The 23,854-nt window shown below is 73.2% G+C and carries 20 protein-coding genes; 7 read left to right on the top strand and 13 right to left on the bottom strand.

Translation table 11 applies throughout. The features are described 5' to 3' along the window. Positions 1-125: 125 nt before the first annotated feature. The 4 genes from whiA to uvrC all read right to left on the bottom strand — a co-directional run bounded on the left by whiA (position 126) and on the right by uvrC (position 5,134). A complete protein-coding gene (gene whiA, locus O2W20_RS21875; protein ID WP_442928921.1) occupies positions 126-1,100 on the bottom strand; it encodes a DNA-binding protein WhiA in 975 nt (324 codons plus the stop codon). Between the two features lie 79 nt (positions 1,101-1,179). After that, positions 1,180-2,133: a gluconeogenesis factor YvcK family protein gene (locus O2W20_RS21870; RefSeq protein WP_269173812.1), complete on the bottom strand. Its 954-nt coding sequence runs from the start codon at positions 2,131-2,133 to the stop codon at positions 1,180-1,182. Next, positions 2,133-3,071 (bottom strand): RNase adapter RapZ, encoded by a 939-nt coding sequence (gene rapZ, locus O2W20_RS21865; protein WP_269173813.1) that lies wholly within the window; start codon positions 3,069-3,071, stop codon positions 2,133-2,135. Before rapZ ends, O2W20_RS21870 begins: the two co-directional genes overlap by 1 nt. Beyond that, on the bottom strand, positions 3,068-5,134 hold the full coding sequence (gene uvrC, locus O2W20_RS21860; RefSeq protein ID WP_269173814.1) for an excinuclease ABC subunit UvrC: 2,067 nt from the start codon (positions 5,132-5,134) through the stop codon (positions 3,068-3,070). Before uvrC ends, rapZ begins: the two co-directional genes overlap by 4 nt. A 145-nt stretch (positions 5,135-5,279) precedes the next feature. Here uvrC and O2W20_RS21855 point away from each other — a divergent pair, with 145 nt between their 5' ends. After that, positions 5,280-6,548 carry a cytochrome P450 gene (locus O2W20_RS21855; RefSeq protein ID WP_269173815.1) on the top strand — a complete coding sequence of 423 codons (1,269 nt, stop codon included), beginning with the start codon at positions 5,280-5,282 and terminating at the stop codon, positions 6,546-6,548. Positions 6,549-6,641: 93 nt separating this feature from the next. Then, positions 6,642-7,202 (top strand): hypothetical protein, encoded by a 561-nt coding sequence (locus O2W20_RS21850; RefSeq protein ID WP_269173816.1) that lies wholly within the window; start codon positions 6,642-6,644, stop codon positions 7,200-7,202. A gap of 81 nt (positions 7,203-7,283) precedes the next feature. On the opposite strand, the gene O2W20_RS21845 is transcribed toward O2W20_RS21850, so the two are convergent. The 3 genes from O2W20_RS21845 to O2W20_RS21835 all read right to left on the bottom strand — a co-directional run bounded on the left by O2W20_RS21845 (position 7,284) and on the right by O2W20_RS21835 (position 12,795). Further along, entirely contained in the window at positions 7,284-8,204 is a 921-nt protein-coding gene (locus O2W20_RS21845; RefSeq protein ID WP_269173817.1) for an alpha/beta fold hydrolase, read from the bottom strand. A gap of 55 nt (positions 8,205-8,259) precedes the next feature. Beyond that, positions 8,260-11,154 (bottom strand): excinuclease ABC subunit UvrA, encoded by a 2,895-nt coding sequence (uvrA, locus tag O2W20_RS21840; RefSeq protein ID WP_269173818.1) that lies wholly within the window; start codon positions 11,152-11,154, stop codon positions 8,260-8,262. A gap of 186 nt (positions 11,155-11,340) precedes the next feature. Next, positions 11,341-12,795, bottom strand: a complete 1,455-nt coding sequence (locus tag O2W20_RS21835; protein WP_269173819.1) for an amidase — start codon at positions 12,793-12,795, stop codon at positions 11,341-11,343. Between the two features lie 47 nt (positions 12,796-12,842). Here O2W20_RS21835 and O2W20_RS21830 point away from each other — a divergent pair, with 47 nt between their 5' ends. Then, positions 12,843-13,511 carry an MBL fold metallo-hydrolase gene (locus tag O2W20_RS21830; RefSeq protein WP_269173820.1) on the top strand — a complete coding sequence of 223 codons (669 nt, stop codon included), beginning with the start codon at positions 12,843-12,845 and terminating at the stop codon, positions 13,509-13,511. A 38-nt stretch (positions 13,512-13,549) separates the two neighbouring features. Next, a complete protein-coding gene (locus O2W20_RS21825; RefSeq protein ID WP_269173821.1) occupies positions 13,550-13,933 on the top strand; it encodes a VOC family protein in 384 nt (127 codons plus the stop codon). 107 nt (positions 13,934-14,040) lie between these two features. Here the strand turns inward: O2W20_RS21825 and O2W20_RS21820 are convergent, their stop codons facing one another. Next, positions 14,041-14,319 carry a hypothetical protein gene (locus O2W20_RS21820; RefSeq protein ID WP_269173822.1) on the bottom strand — a complete coding sequence of 93 codons (279 nt, stop codon included), beginning with the start codon at positions 14,317-14,319 and terminating at the stop codon, positions 14,041-14,043. Between the two features lie 175 nt (positions 14,320-14,494). Between O2W20_RS21820 and O2W20_RS21815 the strand changes: the two genes are divergently transcribed. Both O2W20_RS21815 and O2W20_RS21810 read left to right on the top strand, forming a co-directional pair. Beyond that, a complete protein-coding gene (locus tag O2W20_RS21815; protein WP_269173823.1) occupies positions 14,495-14,743 on the top strand; it encodes a hypothetical protein in 249 nt (82 codons plus the stop codon). After that, positions 14,740-15,174 carry a hypothetical protein gene (locus tag O2W20_RS21810; protein WP_269173824.1) on the top strand — a complete coding sequence of 145 codons (435 nt, stop codon included), beginning with the start codon at positions 14,740-14,742 and terminating at the stop codon, positions 15,172-15,174. The genes O2W20_RS21815 and O2W20_RS21810 overlap by 4 nt, the downstream gene beginning before the upstream one ends. Positions 15,175-15,199: 25 nt before the next feature. Here the strand turns inward: O2W20_RS21810 and O2W20_RS21805 are convergent, their stop codons facing one another. Next, positions 15,200-17,257 carry a S9 family peptidase gene (locus tag O2W20_RS21805; RefSeq protein ID WP_269173825.1) on the bottom strand — a complete coding sequence of 686 codons (2,058 nt, stop codon included), beginning with the start codon at positions 17,255-17,257 and terminating at the stop codon, positions 15,200-15,202. Between the two features lie 47 nt (positions 17,258-17,304). Then, positions 17,305-18,642 carry an MFS transporter gene (locus tag O2W20_RS21800; protein ID WP_269173826.1) on the bottom strand — a complete coding sequence of 446 codons (1,338 nt, stop codon included), beginning with the start codon at positions 18,640-18,642 and terminating at the stop codon, positions 17,305-17,307. Here O2W20_RS21800 and O2W20_RS21795 point away from each other — a divergent pair. Next, positions 18,641-18,775 (top strand): hypothetical protein, encoded by a 135-nt coding sequence (locus O2W20_RS21795; RefSeq protein WP_269185532.1) that lies wholly within the window; start codon positions 18,641-18,643, stop codon positions 18,773-18,775. The genes O2W20_RS21800 and O2W20_RS21795 overlap by 2 nt on opposite strands. 50 nt (positions 18,776-18,825) lie before the next feature. Here O2W20_RS21795 and O2W20_RS21790 read toward each other — a convergent pair whose 3' ends face one another. The 3 genes from O2W20_RS21790 to uvrB all read right to left on the bottom strand — a co-directional run bounded on the left by O2W20_RS21790 (position 18,826) and on the right by uvrB (position 23,579). Then, the gene (locus tag O2W20_RS21790) at positions 18,826-19,923 is read right to left on the bottom strand and encodes a TerC family protein (RefSeq protein WP_269173827.1); all 1,098 of its coding nucleotides are present in this window, start codon (positions 19,921-19,923) and stop codon (positions 18,826-18,828) included. A gap of 152 nt (positions 19,924-20,075) precedes the next feature. Continuing rightward, entirely contained in the window at positions 20,076-21,200 is a 1,125-nt protein-coding gene (locus tag O2W20_RS21785; RefSeq protein WP_269173828.1) for a TerC family protein, read from the bottom strand. A gap of 255 nt (positions 21,201-21,455) precedes the next feature. Further along, positions 21,456-23,579, bottom strand: a complete 2,124-nt coding sequence (uvrB, locus tag O2W20_RS21780) for an excinuclease ABC subunit UvrB (protein WP_269173829.1) — start codon at positions 23,577-23,579, stop codon at positions 21,456-21,458. Between the last annotated feature and the right edge of the window lie 275 nt (positions 23,580-23,854).

Raw genomic sequence — 23,854 nt, 5'->3', positions numbered from 1 at the left:
GACGTCCGCGACGTCTCCCCCGGTGGCCGGGAGAGACGTCGCGGACGTCTGGTGACGTTCTGGGACGGCACCCTGCAGGGGCCCGCCGCGAGTCTGCGAGCGGTCGGGGCAGGGCGGTCCTCCTGCTACTGGGCCAGCATGTCGTCGGTCACCACGGACTCGGTGTCCGGGATGCCGAGGTCCTTGGCCCGCTTGTCGGCCATCGCCAGCAGACGCCGTATGCGCCCGGCAACAGCGTCCTTGGTCATCGGCGGGTCGGCGCGCTGGCCGAGCTCCTCCAGCGACGCCTGACCGAACTCCAGCCGCAGCCGCCCGGCGACCAGCAGGTGCTCGGGGGCGTCGTCGGCGAGGATCTCCAGGGCGCGCTCCACCCGGGCACTCGCGGCCACCGCCGCCCGCGCCGAGCGGCGCAGGTTCGCGTCGTCGAAGTTGGCCAGCCGGTTGGCGGTGGCCCGGACCTCGCGGCGCATCCGCCGCTCCTCCCAGGCCAGGACGGCGTCGTGCGCGCCCATCCGGGTCAGCAGCGCGCCGATGGCGTCGCCGTCCCGCACGACCACCCGGTCGGTGCCGCGAACCTCCCGGGCCTTGGCCGCGATGCCCAGCCGCCGCGCCGCGCCGACCAGCGCCATCGCCGCCTCCGGCCCGGGGCAGGTGACCTCCAGGGACGACGAGCGCCCCGGCTCGGTCAGCGACCCGTGCGCCAGGAAGGCACCTCGCCACGCGGCCTCGGCGTCGCCGATCCCGCCGGACACCACCGACGGCGGCAGGCCCCGGACGGGGCGGCCCCGCTGGTCGACCAGCCCGGTCTGCCGGGCCAGGCCCTCACCGTGCTTGGCGATCCGGACCAGGTAGCGCACCCCCCGGCGGATGTTGCCGCCGGCCAGCACGCTGACGCCGCTGGTGTAGCCGTACACCTCACTGATGTCCCGGCGCAGTCGCCGGGCCACCGAGCCGGTGTCCAGCTCCGCCTCGATGACCACCCGGCCACCCACGATGTGCAGGCCACCGGAGAAGCGCAGCAGCGCGGTCACCTCGGCCTTGCGCTCCGAGGTCTTCGTGCACTCCACGCGGGAGAGCTCGTCCTTCACCATCGCCGTCATCGCCACCAGCTGTGTTCCCTTCCCCCTGTGTGCCGGCCGGTGTCACGGTCGTCCCCGTGTCCGGCCACTGCCCTGCCGGTCACCGCGCGCCGACCACGGAGGCCAGCGCGGCAGCGAGCCGGGAGGGGTCGTGCTGTGGTGCACCGTCCGGTGCAGCGACCGGTGCGAGCACCAGTTCTGCACCACATGCCTGCACAGCAGACAGCAGACCACGCCGGTCAACAACCGCAGCGGTGTCCGCGATCACCGTGTGCAGCGACACGCCCCCCAGATGTGCCAGCAGGACCCGCAGGTGCTCCTCCGGTGAGAAGCCGTCGGTCTCCCCCACCTGGGGCTCCAGGTTGAGGACCACGACCACCCGCGCCGTCGTCTCCGCCAGGGCCGTCCGCAGCCGCGGGACCAGCAGGTGGGGCAGCACCGAGGTGTACCAGGAGCCCGGCCCGAGGCTGACCACGTCGGCCGCCGCGATCGCCGCCAGCACCTCCGGTGGCACCGGGGGGTCCGCCGGGGAGACCCGGATGTCCTCGACGTGCCCGGGCGTGGAGGCGATCGCCACCTGCCCCCGGATCCGCCGGGTCTCCTGCGGGTCGTCGGGGTCGACGCTGGCCACCGTGGCCACCAGGTCCAGGGGCACCTCGGCCATCGGCAGCACCCGGCCGCGCGCCCCGAGCAGCGCCTCGAGCACGCCGAGGGCCCGGACCGTGTCACCGCCGTGCATCTCGGTCAGCCCGGTCAGCATGAGGTTGCCGACAGGGTGGCCGGCGAGCACACCGCTGCCGCCGAAGCGGTGCTGGAGCAGGGCGGCCATCTCCTGGGTGCGGGGGCCGTCGCCGGCGAGGGCGGCCAGCGCCATCCGCAGGTCACCGGGTGGCAGCACCGGCATCTCGCGCCGGATCCGCCCCGAGGACCCGCCGTCGTCGGCGACGGTGACCACCGCGGTCAGCTCCGTGGTGAGCCGGCGCCAGGCGGCCAGGGCAGCGGCCAGGCCGTGCCCGCCACCGAGGGCGACGACCCGCAGACCGGGGGTCTCCACTACTCGCGTCCCAGGTCACGGTGGCGCGCGGTGGCCGGGACGCCCTCGGCGTTGAGCCGACGGGCGAACTCCTCGGCGATGGCGACGCTGCGGTGCTTGCCACCGGTGCACCCCACCGCCAGCGTCAGGTACCGCTTGCCCTCCCGCCGGTAGCCCGGAAGGAGAAGCCGCAGCACCTCGCTGTACCGGTCCAGGAACGGCCCGGCGTCGTCCTGGGCGAGCACGTAGTCACGCACCTCGGCGTCGCGGCCGGTCATCGGGGCCAGCTCCGGGACCCAGTGCGGGTTGGGCAGGAACCGGGCGTCCACGACGAGGTCGGCGTCCAGCGGCAGGCCGTACTTGAAGCCGAAGCTGAGCACCGTCGCCACCACCTCCGGCAGCTCGCCGGCCTGCTCGAACGCCGCTTCCAGGGTGGCCCGCAACTGGTGCACGTTGAGGTCGCTGGTGTCGATCCACAGGTCGGCCTCGCCGGCGATGCCGGTGAGCAGCTCCCGCTCGGTGTCGATGCCGTCGATCAGCCGGCCGTTGCCCTGCAGGGGGTGCTCGCGCCGGACCGACTCGTAGCGCCGGATCAGCACCTCGTTGCGGGCGTGCACGTACACCACGCGCGGCCGGTGCCCGGCGTCGGCGAGCTGCCGGATGGACTCCTGCAGGTCGCTGGAGAAGGCCCGGCTGCGCACGTCGACGACGGCGGCGAAGCGGCGGAGGTCACCCCGGGCGCCCAGCTCGACCATCGGCTGCAGCAGGGCCGGCGGCAGGTTGTCGACCACGAAGAAGCCGAGGTCCTCCAGCACCCGGCCGGCGCTGTTCTTGCCGGCTCCGGAGAGCCCCGTCACGACCACGACGTCCAGCGGGGCGAGCTCCGTGCTCGTCCCGTCGGCGCCCGGCGGGACGTCGCTCTGCGGCCCGGCCGGCACCGGGTCGGCGGCGGCGCTCATGCCCGCTGCCCGGCGGCGGGGTGGACCCGGCCGATCTCGGCGGTCCCGCCGGCGTCCGACCCGTGCACGGGTGACGGCGGTGCGGCCGTGGCCACCGCCGGCTCCACCTGGACGGCGTCCTCGGCGACGACGTCGGGCGAGGCCCCGGCGGCCACCGGCTCGGCGACGGCGGCGAGCACCGCCTCGGCCGTGCGGCGGCCGATGCCGGGCACCGCCGTGAGCTCCTCGACCGAGGCCGCACGCAGCCGCTTGAGGGATCCGAACTGCTTCATCAGCGCCTTCCGCCGGGTGTCGCCGAGCCCCGGGACGTCGTCCAGGAGCGAGACCAACATGGTGCTGGATCGCTTCTGCCGGTGGTAGGTGATCGCGAACCGGTGTGCCTCGTCGCGCACCCGCTGCAACAGGTAGAGGGCCTCGGAGGTGCGCGGCAGGATGACCGGGTCGGGGTCGTCGGGCAGCCACACCTCCTCCATCCGCTTGGCGAGCCCGCAGACGGCGACGTCGACGATGCCCAGCTCGGCCAGCGAGCGGCTGGCGGCGGCCACCTGCGGGGCGCCGCCGTCGACCACCAGCAGGTTGGGCGGGTAGGCGAACCGGCGGGGCCGGCCCTCCTCGGCGGCGACGCCCTGCTCGTCCCGGCGGTCCTGCTCGTCCTTCAGATGCCGGGCGAACCTGCGCCGCACGACCTCGGCCATCGCCGCGGTGTCGTCGGTGCCCTGGGCGACGGAGAACCGCCGGTAGTCGGACTTCTTGGCCATGCCGTCCTCGAAGACGACCATGCTGGCCACGACGTTCGTGCCCTGCACGTGCGAGATGTCGATGCACTCGATCCGCAGCGGCGCCTCGGGGAGGTCCAGCGCCTCCTGGATCTCCGAGAGCGCCAGGGACCGGGCGGTGAGGTCGCTGGCGCGCTTCACCCGGTGTCGGGCGAAGGACTCCTTGGCGTTGCGCTCGACGGTCTCCATCAGGCTGCGCTTGTCCCCGCGCTGCGGGATGCGCAGCGACACCCGGGAGCCGCGCAGCTCGCTGAGCAGCTCGGCGTAGACCTCGGCGTCGTCGGGCAGCTCGGGCACGAGCACCTCACGGGGGACGGCCTCCCCCACCTCGCCTGCGCCGGTCTCCTCGTCCACCCCGCCGTAGACCTGCAGCAGGAACTGCTCGACGAGCTGGCCGGTGGTGACGTCCTCGACCTTGTCGATGATCCAGCCGCGCTGCCCGCGCACCCGGCCACCGCGGACGTGGAAGACCTGGACGGCGGCCTCCAGCTCGTCCTGGGCGAAGGCGACGACGTCGGCGTCGGTGCCGTCACCGAGGACGACGGCCTGCTTCTCCAACGCCCGGCGCAGCGCGCCGAGGTCGTCGCGCAGCCGGGCGGCCCGCTCGTAGTTCATCTCCTCGGCGGCCTCGGTCATCTGCCGCTCGAGCCGGCGGATCATCTGCTCGGTGCGGCCGCCCATGAAGTCGCAGAAGTCGTCGACGATCTCCCGGTGCTCCTCGGCGGTGACCCGGCCGACGCAGGGGGCCGCGCACTTGCCGATGTAGCCGAGCAGGCAGGGCCGGCCGATCTGCGCCGCCCGCTTGAAGACGCCGTTGGAGCAGGTGCGGGCCGGGAAGACCCGGGTGAGGGTGTCGACCGTCTCGCGGATCGCCCAGGCGTGCGCGTAGGGGCCGAAGTACCGCACGCCCTTGCGCTTGGGCCCGCGCATGACCTGCAGCCGCGGGTACTCCTCGTTGAGCGTCACGGCGAGGCTGGGGTAGCTCTTGTCGTCCCGGTACCGGACGTTGAACCGCGGGTCGAACTCCTTGATCCAGTTGTACTCGAGCTGGAGGGCCTCGACCTCGGTGCCGACGACGGTCCACTCCACGCTGGCGGCGGTGGTGACCATCTGGCGGGTGCGCGGGTGCAGGCCCCAGACGTCGGCGAAGTAGCTGTTCAGCCGCTGGCGGAGGCTCTTGGCCTTGCCGACGTAGACGACGCGGCCGGCCGGGTCGCGGAACTTGTAGACCCCTGGGCTCTCCGGGATGCTGCCGACCGCTGGGCGGTACGTGGACGGGTCGGGCATGTACCCAGATTAGGTCGGCCCACCGACAGCCCGTCGCCCGCTCCCGGCAGGGCCCCGGTGCGCGAGGCAACCGGATGGTGGAGAGGATGGGCGCGGCGGCCTGAGCAGCGGGTGCCACCACGGTCCTGTCAGTGAGAGGCGCCCCGTGATCCTGTCCCTGACCGTGCCCGACAGCAGCCTGGCGCTGCTCCGCGAGGGCTACACGTTCATCTCCACCCGCTGCGATCGGCTGGGCGCCGACGCCTTCCGCACCCGCCTGCTGCTGCAGCCGGCGGTCTGCCTGCGCGGCGCCGAGGCGGCCGAGCTGTTCTACAGCGGCGCGCGGTTCGACCGCACCGACGCGTTCCCGCCGTCGGTCGGGCACCTGCTCCAGGACCTGGGCAGCGTGCAGACGCTGGAGGGCGATGCCCACCGGCACCGTAAGGACATGTTCCTGACCGTGCTCCAGGGCACCGGCAGCGACGCGGTCACCGATGCGCTGGCCGAGGAGTGGCGTCGCGCCGTCCCGCGGTGGCAGCGGGCCGGCCGCGTGGTGCTCCACCCGGCGGTCAACGAGGTGCTCACCCGGGCGGCGACCCGGTGGGCCGGGGTGCCGATGAGCGAGCGTGACGTGCGGTTGCGCACCCGTGAGCTCGCGGCCATGGTCGACCAGGCCGGCACCGTGGGCCCGCGGAACTGGTGGGCCCACGCCCTGCGCAACCGGTCCGAGCGCTGGGCCCGGGGGCTGGTGACCCGCGTACGCAGCGGCGACCTGGAGGTGCCCGCCGGCAGCGCACTGGCCGTGATCGCCGGTCACCGGGACACCGACGGCGCCCTGCTCACCGTGCCTGCCGCCGGGGTGGAGCTGCTCAACGTGCTGCGCCCGATCGTCGCGGTCAGCCGGTACGTGGTCTTCGCCGCCCTCGCCCTCCTGCAGCACCCGCACTGGCAGCAGACGTTCGCCGCCGGCGACGAGGCGGACCTGATGTGCTTCGTCGACGAGGTGCGCCGGTTGTACCCCTTCTTCCCGCTGATCGCCGGCCGGGTCCGGAGGCCCTTCTCGTGGCAGGGGTACGACTTCCCGGTCGGGCAGCGCGTGCTGCTGGACCTCTACGGCACCGACCACGACGGCCGGCTGTGGCCCGAGCCCGAGGTCTTCCGCCCTGAGCGGTTCCGCGACTGGGTGGGCGACCCGTACACGCTGATCCCGCAGGGCGCCGGGGACTACCGGGACGATCACCGGTGCCCCGGGGAGCCGATGACGCGGCTGCTCATGGCCGAGGCGGTGCGGCTGCTGACCCGGTCCATGCGCTACGACGTCGGGGTCCAGGACCTCAGCGTCAGCCTGTCCCGGCTGCCCGCACTGCCGCGGAGCGGGTTCATCGTGCACGGCGTCCAGCCGGTGGCCCCCGCAGCTGCGGGGGCCACCGGCTGATCGCGGCCGACGTGCCTGTGGACGACGCCGGCACCACACCGGCCCCGACTGCCAGGGTGGCCCTCTCAGCGACGGGCGACGGACGGGACGGGCATGCGCGGGACGGCGAGCAGCGAACGGGACGGCGTGGTGGTCACCGACCGCTGGGGCGGGAGCTGGCGGGTCAGCTGCCATCGCGCCGGGGTGCTGCCGGCCCCCGTGACCCGGCCGGACGCGGCGGCGGTCGGCACGCTGCTGCTGCCCTGGGGCTCGCCCACGAGTCCACCGCCACCTCCGCCCCAGGCCAGCTGGGTGCTGGGGCGGTCGGCCCGCTGGCAGGGCTGGACCGCTCCCGGGGCCGCTGCGGACCCGTGGCGTGACGAGGTGTCCGCCCTCCGCACCATCGCGTCGACGGCCGGGATCGGTTCGGTCTCCGCCTTCGTCCTGCTGCTGCGTGGCCGCAGCATCGCGCGACTGGCGGCGGCGGAACGGACGCACCCGTGGCTGGTGGAGCTCACGGCCTGCGCCGGACCCACGCGGTCGGCTGTCTGGGTGGTCGAGGGGCCCGACGCGGCGCAGGCCGCCGTGGCCGAGGTGACCGGCGCAGTGCAGGCCGGGCAGGCACCCGCGCCGGCCGGCGGCCGGCTGCTCGACGTGCAGGACCGTCGCCGCTGAACCGTGGCCGGCGGGTGCCCGTGCACCGATCACCGCCCACTGCGGCAGCCGCTCGGCGTCCATCCCAGGCGCGCCTCCAGCTCACTCGCCGAGGCGAGCCTCGAGCCAGCCGAGCAGGTCGGCGACGACCTCGTCGCGGTTGGTCTCGTTGAAGACCTCGTGCCGGGCCTCGGGGTAGACCCGCTGCTCGACGGGCAGCCCCCGCTCCCGGAGCAGCCCGGCGAGCGCGGTGACCTGGTCGGCGTCCCGGCCCCCGACCGGGTCGTGCTGCCCGGACAGCAGCAGCACCGGGAGGCCCTCCGGCAGCGCGGCGATCCCCTCGAGGCTGGCCGCGCGGACCGACATGCCGAAGACCCCGGCCGCGTAGCCGTGGGTCAGCGGGACCTGGTCGCCGGCGAGCGGGTCGGCCAGGTAGGCGTCGACCTCGGCCGGGTCACGGGACAGCCAGTCGTAGGGGGTGCGGACGGGCTCGAACGGCTCGTTGAAGGCGCCGAGGGCGTCCAGCGGCTGGTCGCCGAGCCCGGCGGCCACGGCGCCCTCCAGGGCGGAGACCGTGTCGGCCAGCTCCGGCGACACCCCGATCGGCCCGGACAGCACGAGACCGGTCAGCAGGGCGCCGTCCCGTTGCGCGCTGGCCAGCGCGATGATCGAGCCCATCGAGTGGCCCAGCAGGAGTCGGGGCACGCCCGGGTGCTCCTGGGCGGCCACCCGGTGCAGGGCCTCGACGTCGTCGAGTGCCCCGTCCGCACCGGGCGCGCCGAACCGGCCGGGGCCGGTGGCCCCGGCGGTACGGCCGTGCCCGCGCAGGTCCATCGCGTAGACGACCAGACCCCGCTCGGTCAGCGCACCGGCCAGCCGCTCGTACCGGCCGGAGTGCTCGGAGGCGCCGTGGACGATCTGCACGGTGCCGCGCACCTGGCCGGCGGGGAGCCACCGCCGGTAGGTGACGGCCACCCCGTCGGGGCGTGGGAGCTCGGACAGGTCGCCGGACGTCGTCGTCACGGTGTTCCTCTCGTTCGGCAGTGCACGGGTCAGCTGCCGCCGCCCCGTGCACCGGTCAGCTGGCCTTCTTCCGGGTCTTCTTCTTGACGCCGGAGGCCGCCGCGGCGACTGCCTCCGGGTCGAGGATCTTCGCCAGGAACCGGCCGGTGTGGCTCTCCGGGACCGACGCGACCAGCTCCGGCGGTCCCTCGGCGACGACCACGCCGCCACGGAACCCGCCCTCCGGGCCCATGTCGATCAGCCAGTCGGCGCTCTTGATCACGTCGAGGTTGTGCTCGATGACGATGACCGAGTTGCCCTTGTCGACCAGGCCCTGGATGACCTGCAGCAGCTTGTTGATGTCCTCGAAGTGCAGCCCGGTGGTGGGCTCGTCGAGGACGTAGATCGTGCGGCCGTTGGAGCGCTTCTGCAGCTCGCTGGCGAGCTTGACCCGCTGCGCCTCACCGCCGGAGAGCGTGGTGGCCGGCTGACCGAGCCGGACGTAGCCCAGGCCGACGTCGGTGAGGGTGCGCATGTACCGGGCGATCGCGGGGATCGCGGCGAAGAAGTCCGCGGCCTCCTCGATCGGCATGTCCAGCACCTCGGCGACCGTCTTGCCCTTGTAGTGCACCTCCAGGGTCTCCCGGTTGAACCGGGCGCCCTTGCACACCTCGCACGGCACGTAGACGTCGGGCAGGAAGTTCATCTCGATCTTCAGCGTGCCGTCGCCGGAGCACGCCTCGCACCGGCCGCCCTTGACGTTGAAGGAGAACCGGCCGGGCTGGTAGCCGCGGACCTTCGCCTCCGACGTGCTGGCGAACAGCTTGCGGACGTGGTCCCAGACGCCGGTGTAGGTCGCCGGGTTGGACCGCGGGGTGCGGCCGATCGGCGACTGGTCGACGCCGACGACCTTGTCCAGCTGGTCCAGGCCGGTGATGGTCCGGTGCCGGCCGGGCACCATCCGGGCGCGGTTCAGCTCGTTGGCCAGCGTCGTGTACAGAATGTCGTTGACCAGGCTCGACTTGCCGGACCCGCTGACCCCGGTGACCGCGACCAGGACGCCGAGCGGGAAGGCGACGTCGATGCCGCGCAGGGTGTTCTCCCGGGCGCCCTTGACGACGAGCTCACGCCCCGGTGTCCGCTCCCGGCGGATCGCCGGGATCGTGATCTCCCGGCGGCCGGAGAGGTACTGCCCGGTGATCGACCGCTCGCTGGCGAGGAGGTCCTCGTAGGTGCCGCTGACCACGACCTCGCCACCGTGCTCGCCGGCGCCGGGACCGATGTCGACGATCCAGTCGGCCTGCTTGATGGTGTCCTCATCGTGCTCGACGACGATCAGGGTGTTGCCCATGTCGCGCAGCCGGACCAGCGTCTCGATCAGCCGGACGTTGTCGCGCTGGTGCAGTCCGATCGACGGCTCGTCGAGCACGTAGAGGACGCCGACCAGCCCGGAGCCGATCTGGGTGGCCAGCCGGATGCGCTGCGCCTCCCCACCGGCCAGCGTGGCGGCCGGACGGTCCAGGGACAGGTAGTCCAGCCCGACGGAGACGAGGAAGGAGAGCCGGGCCTGGATCTCCCGGAGCACCTGGACGGCGATCGCCCGCTCCCGCTCGCCGAGCTCCAGGGCGTTGAGCCACTCCGAGGCCTCGCCGATGGACAGGCCGGTGACCTCGGCGATCGAGCGGCCGTTCATCTTGACGGCGAGGATCTCCGGCTTGAGCCGGGTGCCGTGGCAGACGGGGCACGGGACGTCCCGCATGTAGCCCTCGTACTTGTCCTTCATGAACTCGCTGTCGGTGTCCTCGTGGCGGCGCTCGAGGAAGGGCAGCACGCCCTCGAAGGCGGCGTAGTAGCTGCGCTCGCGGCCGTAGCGGTTCTTGTAGCGGACGTGCACCTGGTCCGGGGAGCCGTGCAGGACCGCCTTCTGCACCGTGGCCGGCAGCTCCTCCCAGGGCGTGCTCATGGAGAAGCCGATCATGTCGGCGAGCCCGCCGAGCAGCCGCTGGAAGTACTCGTTGCTCATCGAGCCGGCCCAGGGGGCGATGGCACCCTCGCCCAGGCTCTTGCCCGGGTCGGGGACCACGAGGTCGGGGTCGACCTCCTTGCGGGTGCCGATGCCGGTGCACTCGGTGCAGGCGCCGAAGGGCGAGTTGAAGGAGAACGACCGCGGCTCCAGCGCCTCGAAGGACAGCCCGTCGTCGATGCAGGCCAGGTGCTCGGAGAAGGTGCGCTCGCGGTGCGCGTCGCCCTCGGGGAGGTCGACGAAGTCGAGCACGACCAGGCCACCGGCGAGGCCGAGCGCTGTCTCGACCGAGTCGGTCAACCGCCGCTTGGCGTTCTCCTTGACCGTCAGTCGGTCGACGATCACCTCGATCGTGTGCTTCTCCTGCTTCTTGAGCTTCGGCGGCTCGGTCAGCGGGTGGATGGTGCCGTCGACCCGGACCCGGGAGAAGCCCTGGGTCTGCAGCGAGCTGAACAGGTCGACGTACTCGCCCTTGCGGGCCCGGACGACGGGGGCCAGCACCTGGAACCGGGTGCCCTCCTCCATGGCGAGCACCTGGTCCACAATCTGCTGTGGCGTCTGCCGGGAGATCGGCTTGCCGCAGTTGGGGCAGTGCGGCTGACCGGCCCGGGCGTAGAGCAGCCGGAGGTAGTCGTAGACCTCGGTGATCGTGCCGACCGTCGACCGCGGGTTGCGGTTCGTGGACTTCTGGTCGATCGACACCGCCGGGGAGAGGCCCTCGATGAAGTCGACGTCGGGCTTGTCCATCTGGCCCAGGAACTGGCGGGCGTAGGCGGACAGCGACTCCACGTACCGGCGCTGGCCCTCGGCGAAGATCGTGTCGAAGGCCAGGCTCGACTTGCCAGAGCCGGAGAGCCCCGTGAACACGATCATCGCGTCGCGGGGCAGGTCGAGGTGGACGTCCTTGAGGTTGTGCTCTCGGGCGCCGCGGACGACGAGCCGGTCCATGTGATCCCTGTCGGTCGCAGTGGTTCGGTGCTGGTCCGGTCGCGGGGCGGCGGGGACCAGTGGTGCAGTGCGGAGCTCGAGGCCGGTGAGGTGCATCGCCTCAGTGGAACGGTGGCCCGACGGGCGGGCTTCCCGGCGCGGGTGTCGACTGGGTCTCCCCCGCCCGCGCTGGGCGACGCTGCCCGGTCAGCCGGCGGGGCCGCCGACCCGTCCTGCCGGGTCGAAGACCGGCGCGTGCCGGCACCAGGGCAGCCGGCCTTCGAGCTCCCCGGCCAGCCAGAGTAGCCGCGTCTCGGCCCCGGCCGGGCCGACGAACTGGACGGAGCTGGGCAGCCCGTCCCGCCCCGGGCCGGCCGGCAGGACGAGTGCGGGGAGACCCGCCACGTTCCAGGCCGACGTCCACGGCGCCCAGCGGGCGTTGGCCGTGATGTTCGCCAGGAAGCCCCGCTCGTGCCACGGCCGGGCGGGCAGCGGCGGACCGGAGACCACCGGGCTGAGCAGGACGTCGACGTCGGCGAAGAAGTCGGCCATCCGGGCCCGGAACGCCGCCGCCGTCTGCGGGCGGACCAGGCCGGCCCGGCGCACCCAGCGGCCCAGCCGGGCGTGGGTGCGGCTGCGCGGTTCCAGCGCCGCCCGGTCCAGCCCCAGCGCCTCGGCGTCGGCGTCGGCGCCGGCCAGCCACCGGGTGATGGCGCCCAACGCCGCAGCCGGCGTGATCAGCGGCTCCTTCTCGACCACGACGTGACCGGCGGCGCGCAGCTCGGCGACCACGACGTCCACCGCCGCGCGGCCGGCGGCGTCCAGTCGGACGCCGGGCACGGGCGAGCGGGTCGAGACCGCGATCCGCAGCGGGCCGACCGGAGCCGCCGGCGGGACGGGCTCGGTGCCGGCGAGCACGGCGAAGCCGACGGCCAGGTCGGCGACGGTGGTGGCGAGGACGCCGTTCTCGGCCATCCCCGACCAGCTGTCGGCGCCGATCTGGGCCGGGACCACACCGGAGCCCGGCTTGAGCGTGACGAGTCCGCAGGCGGCGGCGGGCAGCCGGAGGGAGCCCATGCCGTCGTTCCCCTGGGCCAGCGGGACCACGCCGGCCGCCACGGCGGCGGCGCTGCCGCCGGACGAGCCGGCGGCCGAGCGTGCGGTGTCCCAGGGGTTGCGGGTCACCGTGCCGGCACCGTCGGTGGCGCAGTACAGACACAGCTCCGGCACCCGGGTGATGCCGAGGACGACCGCGCCCGCGGCCCGCAACCGGGCCACCACCGGGTGGTCGGCGGTCGCCGGGACCGGCCGGTGGGCCGACGACCCGTCGGTGACCACCTCACCGGCGACCGCGACGTTGTCCTTCACCGCGATCGGGACGCCCGCCAGCGGCAGCCGGGCCCGGTCGGGGTGCGCGTCGACCGCGGCGGCCTCGGCGAGGGCGGCCTCGGTGCGGACCACCCGGAAGGCCCCGAGCCGCGCCTCGACGGCGGCCAGGTGCCGGAGGTGGGCGCGGACCACGTCGACCGCGGACAGCTCCCCCGCGCGGACCCGCGCGGCGAGCTCGGTCGCCGGCAGACCGACGACCCCGTCGAGCACCACCCCGCCGGGCCCAGCCCCAGCGGGCGCGGCAGCGGGCCCGGAACCTGCACTAGCGTCCATGCCGACGAACCTAGACGGCGGTACCGACAGTCCCGGACGGGAGCAGCATGAGCGGGCAGACGTACACCGGTGACGTGCAGGTCGGCGGTCCCGCCGACGTCCGGGAGCTCCCCGGGCTGACCATCCGGAAGCTGGCCGTCAGCGAGATGGCGAACAACGTCTACCTGCTCACCAGCACGGCCACCGGGGAGTCGCTGCTGGTCGACGCCGCGGCCGAGCCGGCCGCGCTGCTCGAGCTGATCGGCGACGCCGACGTCCGCACGGTGGTGACCACGCACGGGCACTGGGACCACCACCGCGCGCTCCCGGAGGTGGTGCGGGCGACCGGCGCGGAGACCGTCGCACACCCGGCCGACGCGGCCGACCTGCCGGTGCCGGTCACCCGGCCGGTGCAGCACGGTGACGCCGTCGCCGTCGGCGACCAGACCCTCGAGGTGGTGCACCTGCGCGGGCACACGCCGGGCAGCATCGCGCTGGTCTGGCGTGGTCCCGGGGGCGCCGGCACGCACGTCTTCACCGGCGACAGCCTGTTCCCCGGCGGCGTGGGCAACACCCAGTCCGACGCCGCCCGGTTCACCAGCCTGGTCGACGACGTGGAGAGCCGGCTGTTCGGCGAGCTGCCCGACGACACCTGGGTCTACCCGGGGCACGGGAGCGACACCACGATCGGCGCCGAGCGGCCGAACCTGCCGGAGTGGCGCGCCCGCGGCTGGTGACGGGACGGTGGTCGGCGCCATCGCCTACCGTGCCGTACATGGCCGACGGTCCTCCTGTCTCGCTGGGCGCGGTGAACGTCGCCGCCCGCGATCCCCGCGCACTTGCCTCCTTCTGGGCCGGCCTGCTCGGCAGTGAGATCGCCGGCGAGCACGGCGACTTCGTGTTCGTCTCCGCCCGGGAGCCCGACGGCTTCGCGATGTCCTTCTGGCCGCACCCCGGCGATCGTCCGGACCAGCCGGCCCAGCACCTCGACCTCACGGTGCCGTGGGGGACGCGGACCGCCGCGGTCGACCGCGCTATCGCGCTCGGCGCGGTCCACCGGTGGGACGTGCTCGACGAGGTCCCCTGGGTGCAGTGGTCGACCCTCGCCGACCCGGAGGGCAACCTGTTCTGCCTTGCGGAGCACCCGCCTGCCGGGTGACGCCCGACCCCGGTCGGTACGCCGGCGCGGAGCGGCCGGACCTGCCGGAGTGGCGCGCCTGCGGCTGGTGGCCGACGCGGCGCAGAGCCCCGGCCCTCGACGAGCTCCTAGTCCTCGAAGAGGTCCACGAGCTCGTCCGCCGTCCCGGCCACGTGCAGCGGCACCACCGAGATCGACCACTCGGGCCGACGCTCGTCGAGGTCGACCGCCAGGTCCCAGGCCGCCTTCGCGGTGAGCGGGCCGAAGCACGCGTCGTCCCCGTCCTCCCCCACGGCGATCTCGACCAGCCAGTTGTCGGAGAGGTCGGCCGCGAGCTCGGCGAAGTCGGCGTCGCTGTCCTCGTCGGGCTCCGGGAGGTCGGCCTGGACCGGGTAGATGAGCGCCATGCGGACACGCTAGACCGGCTCGTGGCCCGGCCACCTCTCCTCAGCCGCCCGCTCCGGATGTCGGTTCGCCGACGCCATACCGGGTAGTGCGCAACCGAAGCCGTGGACGAGCGCGCCCGCGGCACGTCCGGAAGCGCCGTGTCCCTGCGGCCACCGCCCGAGCGAGGAGAGCTCCATGACCACGTCGAACAGCGACACTGCGACCGGCAAGCGCGACATCAAGTCCCACGAGACGACCAGCTTCGCCGATCTGGGCAAGGAGATGTGGGCCTACCTGACGGGCAAGGGCGCGGCGATCAACTACGAGTTCGTCGACATGACCGTCGAGGTCCCGCGGGAGACGGGCGCGGACGCGCCCCGCGCCACCTGGCGGCTGAACGGGACGCTGCGCATCACCACCGCCGAGAACGCCAGCAAGGGATGACCCCGGAGGTGGCCCGCCTCGACGTGACGGCCGACCTGTCGATCGAGGTCGACGGTGCGCCCGTGCGGGTCACCGCCGCGGGCGGTGACGTCCACGTGGTCGCCGACGACGTCCGCGGGTTCGTGCTCGGCCTCCGGGCGGCGGCCACCGCCGGCACCGGGACCCGGCCGGGCCGCGCCGACCTCGCCGAGCTGGCCGGCGCACTGGCCGGCGCCGGGCTCACCGCCCGGCTCGACTCACCGTCGCAGCACATCGTCACCGTCGGGGCGGGAGTCGACTCGTCGCTCGGCGGAGCTCTGCTGGGCACCCGGCAGGCACGCCCGGACGCCGTCGGCATCATCCGCGCCAGCGCCCGGGCCCGGGCGCTCGAGACCGCCCTGGTCGCGGCGCTGCTCGGCCTCGGCTACGCGGTGGTCCGCCGCCGCAGGTGAGCGAGGGCGCGGGACAGCGCCCTCGTCAGTCGACCCGGGTCGCCTGCACGGTCAGCGGCTCGGCGGGGTCCGGCCCGGCCGAGCCGCCGCCGGACCCGGCCGGCAGCGCGCCCATGGCCGAGCTGTTCTGCGGGGTCGGGAGCCAGCGCCCCCACCAGCGCAGCACGTGCTCGAGCCGGGCCTGGCGGTGCTTCGGCCGGCCGGACCGCGACAGCTCGTGCCCCTCCCCCGGGAACAGCAGCAGCTCGGTGGGGACGCCGCGGCGCTTGAGCTCCACGTAGAGCCGGGTGCCCTGTTCCAGCGGGCAGCGCCAGTCCTCCTCCGAGTGGATCACCATCGTCGGCGTGGTGATCCGGTGCGCCGAGGCCATCGGCGACTGTGCGGCGACGCGCTCGGGGTCGGTGCCCACGTACTCGTCGGGGAAGAAGAACCCGATGTCGGAGGAGCCGACGAAGCTCACCGGGTCGTTGAACCCCCGCTCGCTGATGCCGGCGACGAACCGGTCGGTGCGGCCGAGCAGCAGCGTGGTCATGAACCCGCCGTACGAGCCGCCCATCAGCCCGACGCGGGTGGCGTCCAGCCCCGGGTCGGCCAGCGCCGCGTCCAGGAAGGCGAGCACGTCGTCGGCGTCCAGCTCGCCCATGTGCTCCTTGATCACCCGCCCGTGCGCCTGGCCGTAGCCCGACGACCCGCGGGGGTTGCACATCAGCACGGCGTAGCCGGCCTCGACGTAGGCCTGGGTCTCGTCGAAGAGCGTCCACCCGTACTGGCTGAACGGCCCGCCGTGCACCGTCAGCAGCACCGGGTGCGGCCCGGGACCGGGCGGCGTGGTGACCCAGCCGTGCACCGGGTAGCCGTCCGGCGCGGTGGCCGTCGTCTCGCGCATCCGGTGCAGCCGGCCGGTGGCCTGCAGCGGCGCACCGAAACTGGTGATCAGCCGGCGCCGTCCGGGGGTGAGCGCGATGAGCTCGCCCGCCGAGCGGTCGTGCGCGACGGTGGCGACGACGACGCCGCCCCCGGCACCGATCCCGCGGACGGTGTACTGCCCCTCGACCAGCGCCTCCGGCTCGCCACCGTCCAGCGGCACCCGCAGCAGCTCGACCGCCCCGCGCCGCTGGATCCCGATGAGGGCGGCGCCTCCGGCCACCACGGTGGCCGGCGTCTCGTCGCCCCGGTCGTGCTCCTCCGGGTCCAACAGCGGCACCACCGGCCCGCCGGCGGCATCGACCTTCGCCAGCGTGGTGTTGCGGCCGACGAAGTCCCGGCCCAGCGGGCCCAGGTCGGGGATCGCGGAGAGGTAGATCGTGCTGCCGGCCGGGTCGTCCGGGTCGTACGCCGGGTGGGCGCAGGCGGACCGGGAGTCGGTGACCCGGCGCAGCCCACCGCCGTCGGGCCGGACGACGTACACGTCGGTGACCCGGTCGGTGTCCGCACCCTCGTGCCGCGCGGACACGAAGGCGAGCTCCGCGCCGTCCGGACGCCAGGCCACGTCGGTGTCGTCCGCGTCTCCACCGGTGACCTGGAACGGCGTGGGCTGCTCGTCGGCGGTCTCGGCGTTGTCGGCCGGCAGGTCGACGACGAAGACGTGACTGCGGCGGTCGTTGGTGAACCCGACGCCGTCGGCCCGGTACTTCAGCGTGGTGATCAGCCGCGGGGGCTCCGCATCCGGCGACACGTCCTCGTCGGTGCCGTACCGCCCCTGCTCGGGCACCCGCGCGGTGTAGGCCAGCCGGCGGGAGTCCGGCGACCACACCGGGGTGCCGGCGCCCAGGTGGTGGTCGGTCAGTCGCCGGGCCGTGCCACCGCCGGCGGGCAGCACGTGCAGCTGCGGCTTCCCCTTCGGCTCGGCCGACAGGTAGGCCAGCCAGCGCCCGTCCGGGGAGAACACGGGCGCCGAGTCCAGGTGGCCGTGGGTGAGCGGCCGGGCCGGCGCCGAGCCGTCGGTCGGGACGGTCCACAGCTGGCCGCGGTACTCGTCGGCGTCCAGGTCCAGCCGGCTGACGGCGACGACGGCGGTCGCCCCGTCCGGGGACACCGTCGGCACACCGGGCACGCGCAGCAGGGAGAGGTCGGTCGGCCGCATGCCGGGCACGCTAGCCCAGCGCAGGACCACCCTGGTGCTGAGCACTGCTAAGGGGTGAGTGCTCCCGGGTCGCGCCGTTCCGCCCGGATGCTGCGGACCAGGCCCAACGCACCGATCAGCGGCAGCACCGCGAGCAGCAGCAGGCTGCGGTCCAGCCCGAGCACCTCGCCCGCACCGCCGACCACCGCCGACCCCACCCCGCCGCCGACCAGGAAGACCAGTGTCGCGATGCCGAGCGCGACGCCACGCACCTCGTCGGGAACGGCGCCGCCGACCGCGGCCATCAGTGCCGGCTGGCCGAGCCCGAAGGCGACCGTCACCAGGACGACGGCCGTCACCAGGCCGGGGGCGGAACCAGCGCTGGCACCGAGGGCAGCGACCAGCAGCGCGACGGTCGCGATGACGCCGGAGATGGCCAGCGACCGGGCGGGGCCGAGCCGGGCCAGCAGCGGGCCGGCCAGCCGCGGGGCGAGGAAGCCGGTGACGGCGCTGGGCACCAGCGCCAGGCCGATGTGCAGCGGCGTCCACCCCTCGCCCGCGAGCACGGCGGGGACGGCGATCAGCAGCGCGAACCAGGCGGCCGGGACAGCCGAGGCGGCCAGCGCGCTGCGGACCACCACCGGCTCCCGGAGGACGGCCGTGGGCAGGAAGCCCTCCGGCCGGCGGCGCACCTGGGCGGCGACCGCCGGGACGCCCAACCCCAGCAGCGCGGCACCGACGGCGGCGATGACCACCCCGGAGGCCGGGGACTGCACGAGCAGCACCAGGCCGGCGGCGGTGCCGGCGACCAGGACCGCGCCCAGCACGTCCAGCCGGGCACCGGTGCCCACGGCGGGGACCGAGCGCCACAGCACCGGCACCACCAGCAGCCCGAGCGCCGGCAGCACCACGACCGCCCGCCAGCTGGCGACGTCGGCGACCAGCCCACCGACCAACGGCCCCAGGGCGCTGACCGCTGCCGCGGTGCCGGCGACCTTGCCCAGCGCGGCGGTGCGCACGGCTCCCTCGTACCGCGCGCTGACGATCGCCATGCCGAGCACCGGGACCGCAGCCGCACCCAGGCCCTGGAGGACGCGGGCACCCAGCAGCACCGGGTAGCTCGGGGCCAGGCCGCCGAGCACCGCGCCGGCGGTCATCAGGGCCACGCCGACGACCAGCGGAAGCCGGATGCCAGCCAGGTCGGCGATCCGGCCGTACACGGCGGTCGCCACGGCCAGCATCAGCGCGTAGAGGCTGATCACCCAGGAGACGCCGCCGGTCGTCAGGTCGAGATCAGCGGCGATGGCCGGCAGCGTGACCGCGACCGCGGCACTGCCCATGCCGGCGAGGCCGAAGAGGATCCCGACCAGGCCTGCGATGCGGCCGGCGTCCGTCGGGGGGCTCATGACCGGCAGCCAACCACGCGCCGGCCCGACCCTCACCGGCCTGGCCCGCCGGGGGCGCGAGGTCTGGCGGGACGGAGCCCTGGTGGCCGCCGGCGGCTCCACGGTGGAGCCAGGGACGATCCCGCCCCGCTGACCGGTCGGCCGCGCGAGACGGCGGCCCGGGCGACCGGGCCGCCGTCCGGCTCAGCTCCTGCGGGGCTGGTCCTCGCCCGTGGCGGCCTGCGCGCGCCGCTCGTCCTCGGTGAGCGCATCCGCCCGACCGGGCTCGCCGGTGTCGGTGGCGGCCGGGTCGATCGCGGCGCCCTCGGCGTCGGGCACCTCGCCGCGGGTCTTGATCAGGCTGGCCACGGTGGCGACGAGCAGGACCACCAGGATCACCGTGAGGGACAGCCAGGTCGGGATCGCCGGGATGCTCTCCAGCGGCTCGCGCTCACCGGCGAAGGGGTACTGGTTCTCGTGCAGCGCCTCGAGGATCAGCTTGACGCCGATGAAGGCGAGGATCACGGCCAGCCCCAGCGACAGGTAGACCAGTCGCTTGAGCAGCCCGCCGAGCAGGAAGTACAGCTGGCGCAGGCCCATCAGCGCGAAGATGTTCGCGGTGAAGACGATGAACGGCTCGCGGGTCAGCCCGAAGATGGCCGGGATGCTGTCCAGCGCGAAGAGCAGGTCGGTGGTGCCCAGCGCCAGGAAGACCACGATCATCGGCGTCCACAGCTTCTTGCCGCCCTCGACGACCCGGATCTTGCTGTCGTGGAAGTCCTGGGTCATCGGCAGCACCTTGCGCATCCGGCGGATGAGCCCGTTCTCCTCGTAGTCCTCGTCCTCCTCGCGGTGCCGGACCAGGTTGATCGCGGTGTAGACGAGGAAGGCGCCGAAGAGGAAGAAGACCCAGATGAACCGCTCGATGACGGCGGCTCCAGCCAGGATGAAGAGGCCGCGGAGCACCAGCGCGATGATGATCCCGACCATCAGGACCTCTTGCTGGAGCTTCCGGGGCACCCGGAAGCGGGCCATGATGATCACGAAGACGAAGAGGTTGTCGACCGAGAGCGAGTACTCGGTCAGCCACCCGGCGTAGAACTCCGTGGCGAACTGGCCGTTCGTGACCGCCAGCACGATGCCGCCGAAGGCCAGCGCCAGGCCCACGTAGAAGACCACCCACAGGGTCGCCTCCTTCACGGAGGGCTCGTGCGGACGACGGACGACGAGGGCGAGGTCGGCGAGCAGCAGGACGGTCAGCCCCACGAACGTCGAGATCTCGAACCAGACGGGGAGCTCCACGCGCGGGACTGTACAAGTTGGTTGCACGAACCACTCTGCGGGCGCGCAGGACGCCCGGCGGGCCGGAGCCCACCGGGCGTCTGCCGATGGTGTGCGGTTCCCCGCCAGCTGCCTCGGGGACGACGGTCGTCGTCCCCGAGGCCGCCCCCTGCTCAGTCGGTGCGCGTCTCCGGTCGGCTGACCGGCACCCCACGGGGGTCAGCCGGCGTCTCGGTCGTGTCGGCGTCCGGGTCACCCGGCGCCCCGATGTGCCGCCCCGCGGAGTCGGCACCCGGCTCCGCGGCGTCGCGCTCCTGCCGCCGCTGGGCGTCCTTCTTGTTCTTGCGCAGGCTGGCCCAGGTGGTCACCACCAGGGTCACCAGGATGACCAGCAGCGACAACCAGGTCGGGATCTCCGGGATCAGCGTCACGTGCTCACCGCCGTTGATGAACGGCAGCGTGTTCTCGTGCAGGGCGTGGATCAGCAGCTTGATGCCGATGAACCCGAGGATGACCGACAGGCCGTAGGCCAGGTACACGAGCTTGTCGAGCAGTCCGTCGATGAGGAAGAACAGCTGGCGCAGGCCCAGCAGCGCGAACGCGTTCGCGGTGAAGACCAGGTAGGTCTCCTGGGTGAGACCGAAGATCGCCGGGATCGAGTCGACGGCGAAGAGGATGTCGGCGCTGCCGATGGCGATCAGCGCGATCATCAGGGGGGTGATGAACCGCTTCCCCTTGATCTTCGTGACCAGCCGGTCGGAGTGGTACTCCTCGGTCGTCGGGAGCACCTTGCGGGTCAGCCGCAGGACCGAGTTCTCCTTGAACTCCTCCTCGTCGTCGTGACCGCCACTGCGGGCCTGGGCGATCGCGGTCCAGATGAGGAAGCCGCCGAAGAGGTAGAAGACCCAGCTGAAGTTCTCGATGGCCGCAGCGCCGAGGAAGATGAAGATCGTCCGAAGCACGAGCGCGAAGGCGATGCCGAACAGCAGGACCTTCTGCTGCAGCTCACGCGGTACCGCGAAGCTGGCCATGATCAGCACGAAGACGAACAGGTTGTCGACCGAGAGGCTCTTCTCGGTGACCCAGCCGGCGAAGTACTCACCGGCGTAGGTGCCGCCCCAGAAGACGAGCACGACCAGGCCGAACAGCAGGGCGATGGCGATGTAGACCGCCGACCAGGTGCCGGATTCCTTCAGGGTCGGCGCGTGCGGCGTGCGCACGTGGCCGAAGAAGTCGAAGACGAGCATCCCGATGATCGCAGCCACCGTGATGCCCCACACCCACAGGGGGACGTCCATGCATTTCCTCCGGTCGTCTGGCTCTTGTCAGCACCGGAGGTCTCTCCCACCGACCCGCCAGCGGGTCGGCCGGCAGCGCCGGGGACCGTGGGATCCCGTGTTGACGACACTGCCGCGGGCGGGATACTCCCCTCCACGTGAGGCCTGCCCGGTCCGGCGCGACAGCGCACCGACCCCGGCAGTCCAGGCCCCAGGGTCCCCTACGAACGGCCGCCCCGCTGAGTTCCCGGAAACGGTGAGGACCTCGGACCCGGGTCAGGCGTGCGCGGCGTCGAACTGCCGCAGCTCCTTCTTCAGCTCGGTCAGCTCGTCGCGCAGCCGGGCCGCCACCTCGAACTGCAGTTCACGGGCCGCAGCCAGCATCTGCTCGTTCATCGAGGTGATCATGTCGGCCAGCTCGTTGCGCGGCAGCCCCTGGACGTCGATCGAGCCGGCCTTCGCCTTGCTCCGCGACGACAGCCCCGGCACCGGCGACTTGCCACGCGACTGCTGCCGCCCCGAACCGCCCAGCAGCTCGGTCGAGGTCATGTCCTCGGCGTCCTCGGCGGCCTTGTAGATGCCGTCGAGGATGTCGACGATCTTCTTGCGCAGCGGCTGCGGGTCGACGCCGTGCTCGGTGTTGTAGGCGATCTGCTTCTCGCGCCGCCGGCTGGTCTCGTCGATCGCCTGGGCCATCGACGGGGTGATCTTGTCGGCGTACATGTGCACCTGGCCGGAGACGTTGCGCGCGGCGCGGCCGATGGTCTGGATCAGCGAGGTGCCCGAGCGGAGGAAGCCCTCCTTGTCCGCGTCGAGGATCGCCACCAGCGACACCTCGGGCAGGTCGAGGCCCTCCCGCAGCAGGTTGATGCCGACCAGCACGTCGTACTCGCCCTGCCGCAGCTCCCGCAGCAGCTCGACCCGGCGCAGGGTGTCGACCTCCGAGTGCAGGTAGCGCACCTTGATGCCGAGCTCGAGCAGGTAGTCGGTGAGGTCCTCGGACATCTTCTTGGTCAGCGTGGTGACCAGGATCCGCTCGTCCTTCTCCGTACGCAGCCGGATCTCGTGGACCAGGTCGTCGATCTGGCCCTTGGTCGGCTTGACGACGACCTCCGGGTCGACCAGCCCGGTCGGGCGGATCACCTGCTCCACCACGTCACCCTGGACCCGGCCGAGCTCGTAGTGGCCCGGGGTCGCCGAGAGGTAGACGGTCTGCTTGATGCGGTCGGTGAACTCCTCCCAGCGCAGCGGGCGGTTGTCCATCGCCGAGGGCAACCGGAAGCCGTGCTCGACCAGCGTGCGCTTGCGGCTCATGTCGCCCTCGTACATGCCGCCGATCTGCGGCACCGTCACGTGCGACTCGTCGATGACGAGCAGGAAGTCATCGGGGAAGTAGTCGATCAGGCAGGCGCCGGCGCTGCCGGGCGCCCGGCCGTCGATGTGCCGTGAGTAGTTCTCGATGCCCGAGCAGAACCCGACCTGTCGCATCATCTCGATGTCGTAGGTGGTGCGCATGCGCAGCCGCTGGGCCTCCAGCAGCTTGCCCTGCTTGTCCAGCTCGGCCAGCCGCTGCTCGAGCTCGGCCTCGATGCCACCGATGGCCCGTTCCATGCGCTCGGGTCCGGCGACGTAGTGGGTGGCGGGGAAGACGAACAGCTCGTCGACCTCGCGGATGACCTCGCCGGTCAACGGGTGCAGGTAGTACAGCCGCTCGACCTCGTCGCCGAACATCTCGATCCGGCAGGCGAGCTCCTCGTAGACCGGGAACACCTCGATGGTGTCGCCCCGGACCCGGAACGTGCCGCGGGTGAAGGCGAGGTCGTTGCGGGTGTACTGCTCGGTGACCAGGGTGCGCAGCAGCTCGTCGCGGTCGCGCTCCTCCCCCACCTTGATCTTCAGCGCCCGCTCGACGTACTCCTCGGGCGTGCCCAGGCCGTAGATGCAGGAGACCGTCGAGACGACCACCACGTCGCGCCGGGTGAGCAGGCTGTTCGTCGCGGAGTGCCGCAGCCGCTCGACCTCGTCGTTGACCGAGGAGTCCTTCTCGATGTAGGTGTCGGTCTGCGGGACGTAGGCCTCGGGCTGGTAGTAGTCGTAGTAGGAGACGAAGTACTCGACGGCGGCGTCGGGCATCAGCTCCTTGAACTCGTTGGCCAGCTGCGCGGCGAGGGTCTTGTTCGGCGCCATCACCAGGGTCGGGCGCTGGACCTGCTCGATCAGCCAGGCCGTGGTGGCCGACTTGCCGGTGCCGGTGGCGCCGAGCAGGACGGTGTCCTGATCGCCGGCGTTCACCCGCTCGGCGAGGGCCTTGATCGCCGTGGGCTGGTCGCCGGAGGGCTGGAACTCGCTGACGACACGGAACCGCCCCTGGGTGGGCCGGATGTCGGTGGATGCACGCACGCCGACGACGGTACGACGGGCCTGTGACAGAAGGGGCCCGAGCGCCGTCCCGGCCGCGGCGTCCCGGGCACGACCCCGTCCGGACGGGCCGCATGGGGCCCGTGGGACGGGAGATCGGGTCGCCGCCGCCGTGGGGCCTTGTCGACACGCCGGTGGACCCCTACCGTCAGCGCCCGCAGGAGCGAGCAGCGCCGGTCGCCGCCAGTGCCACCCGGGTCACCGGGCGAGGTCGGCGGCGCCGGGTTGCTGCGCCCGGCCAGCCCGGCGCAGACCCT

This window comes from Modestobacter sp. VKM Ac-2982 (assembly GCF_026967935.1).
Classification (GTDB): domain Bacteria; phylum Actinomycetota; class Actinomycetes; order Mycobacteriales; family Geodermatophilaceae; genus Modestobacter.
The sequence above is the reverse complement of the archived record's forward strand: the minus strand, read 5'-3'. Positions and strand labels throughout refer to the sequence as shown.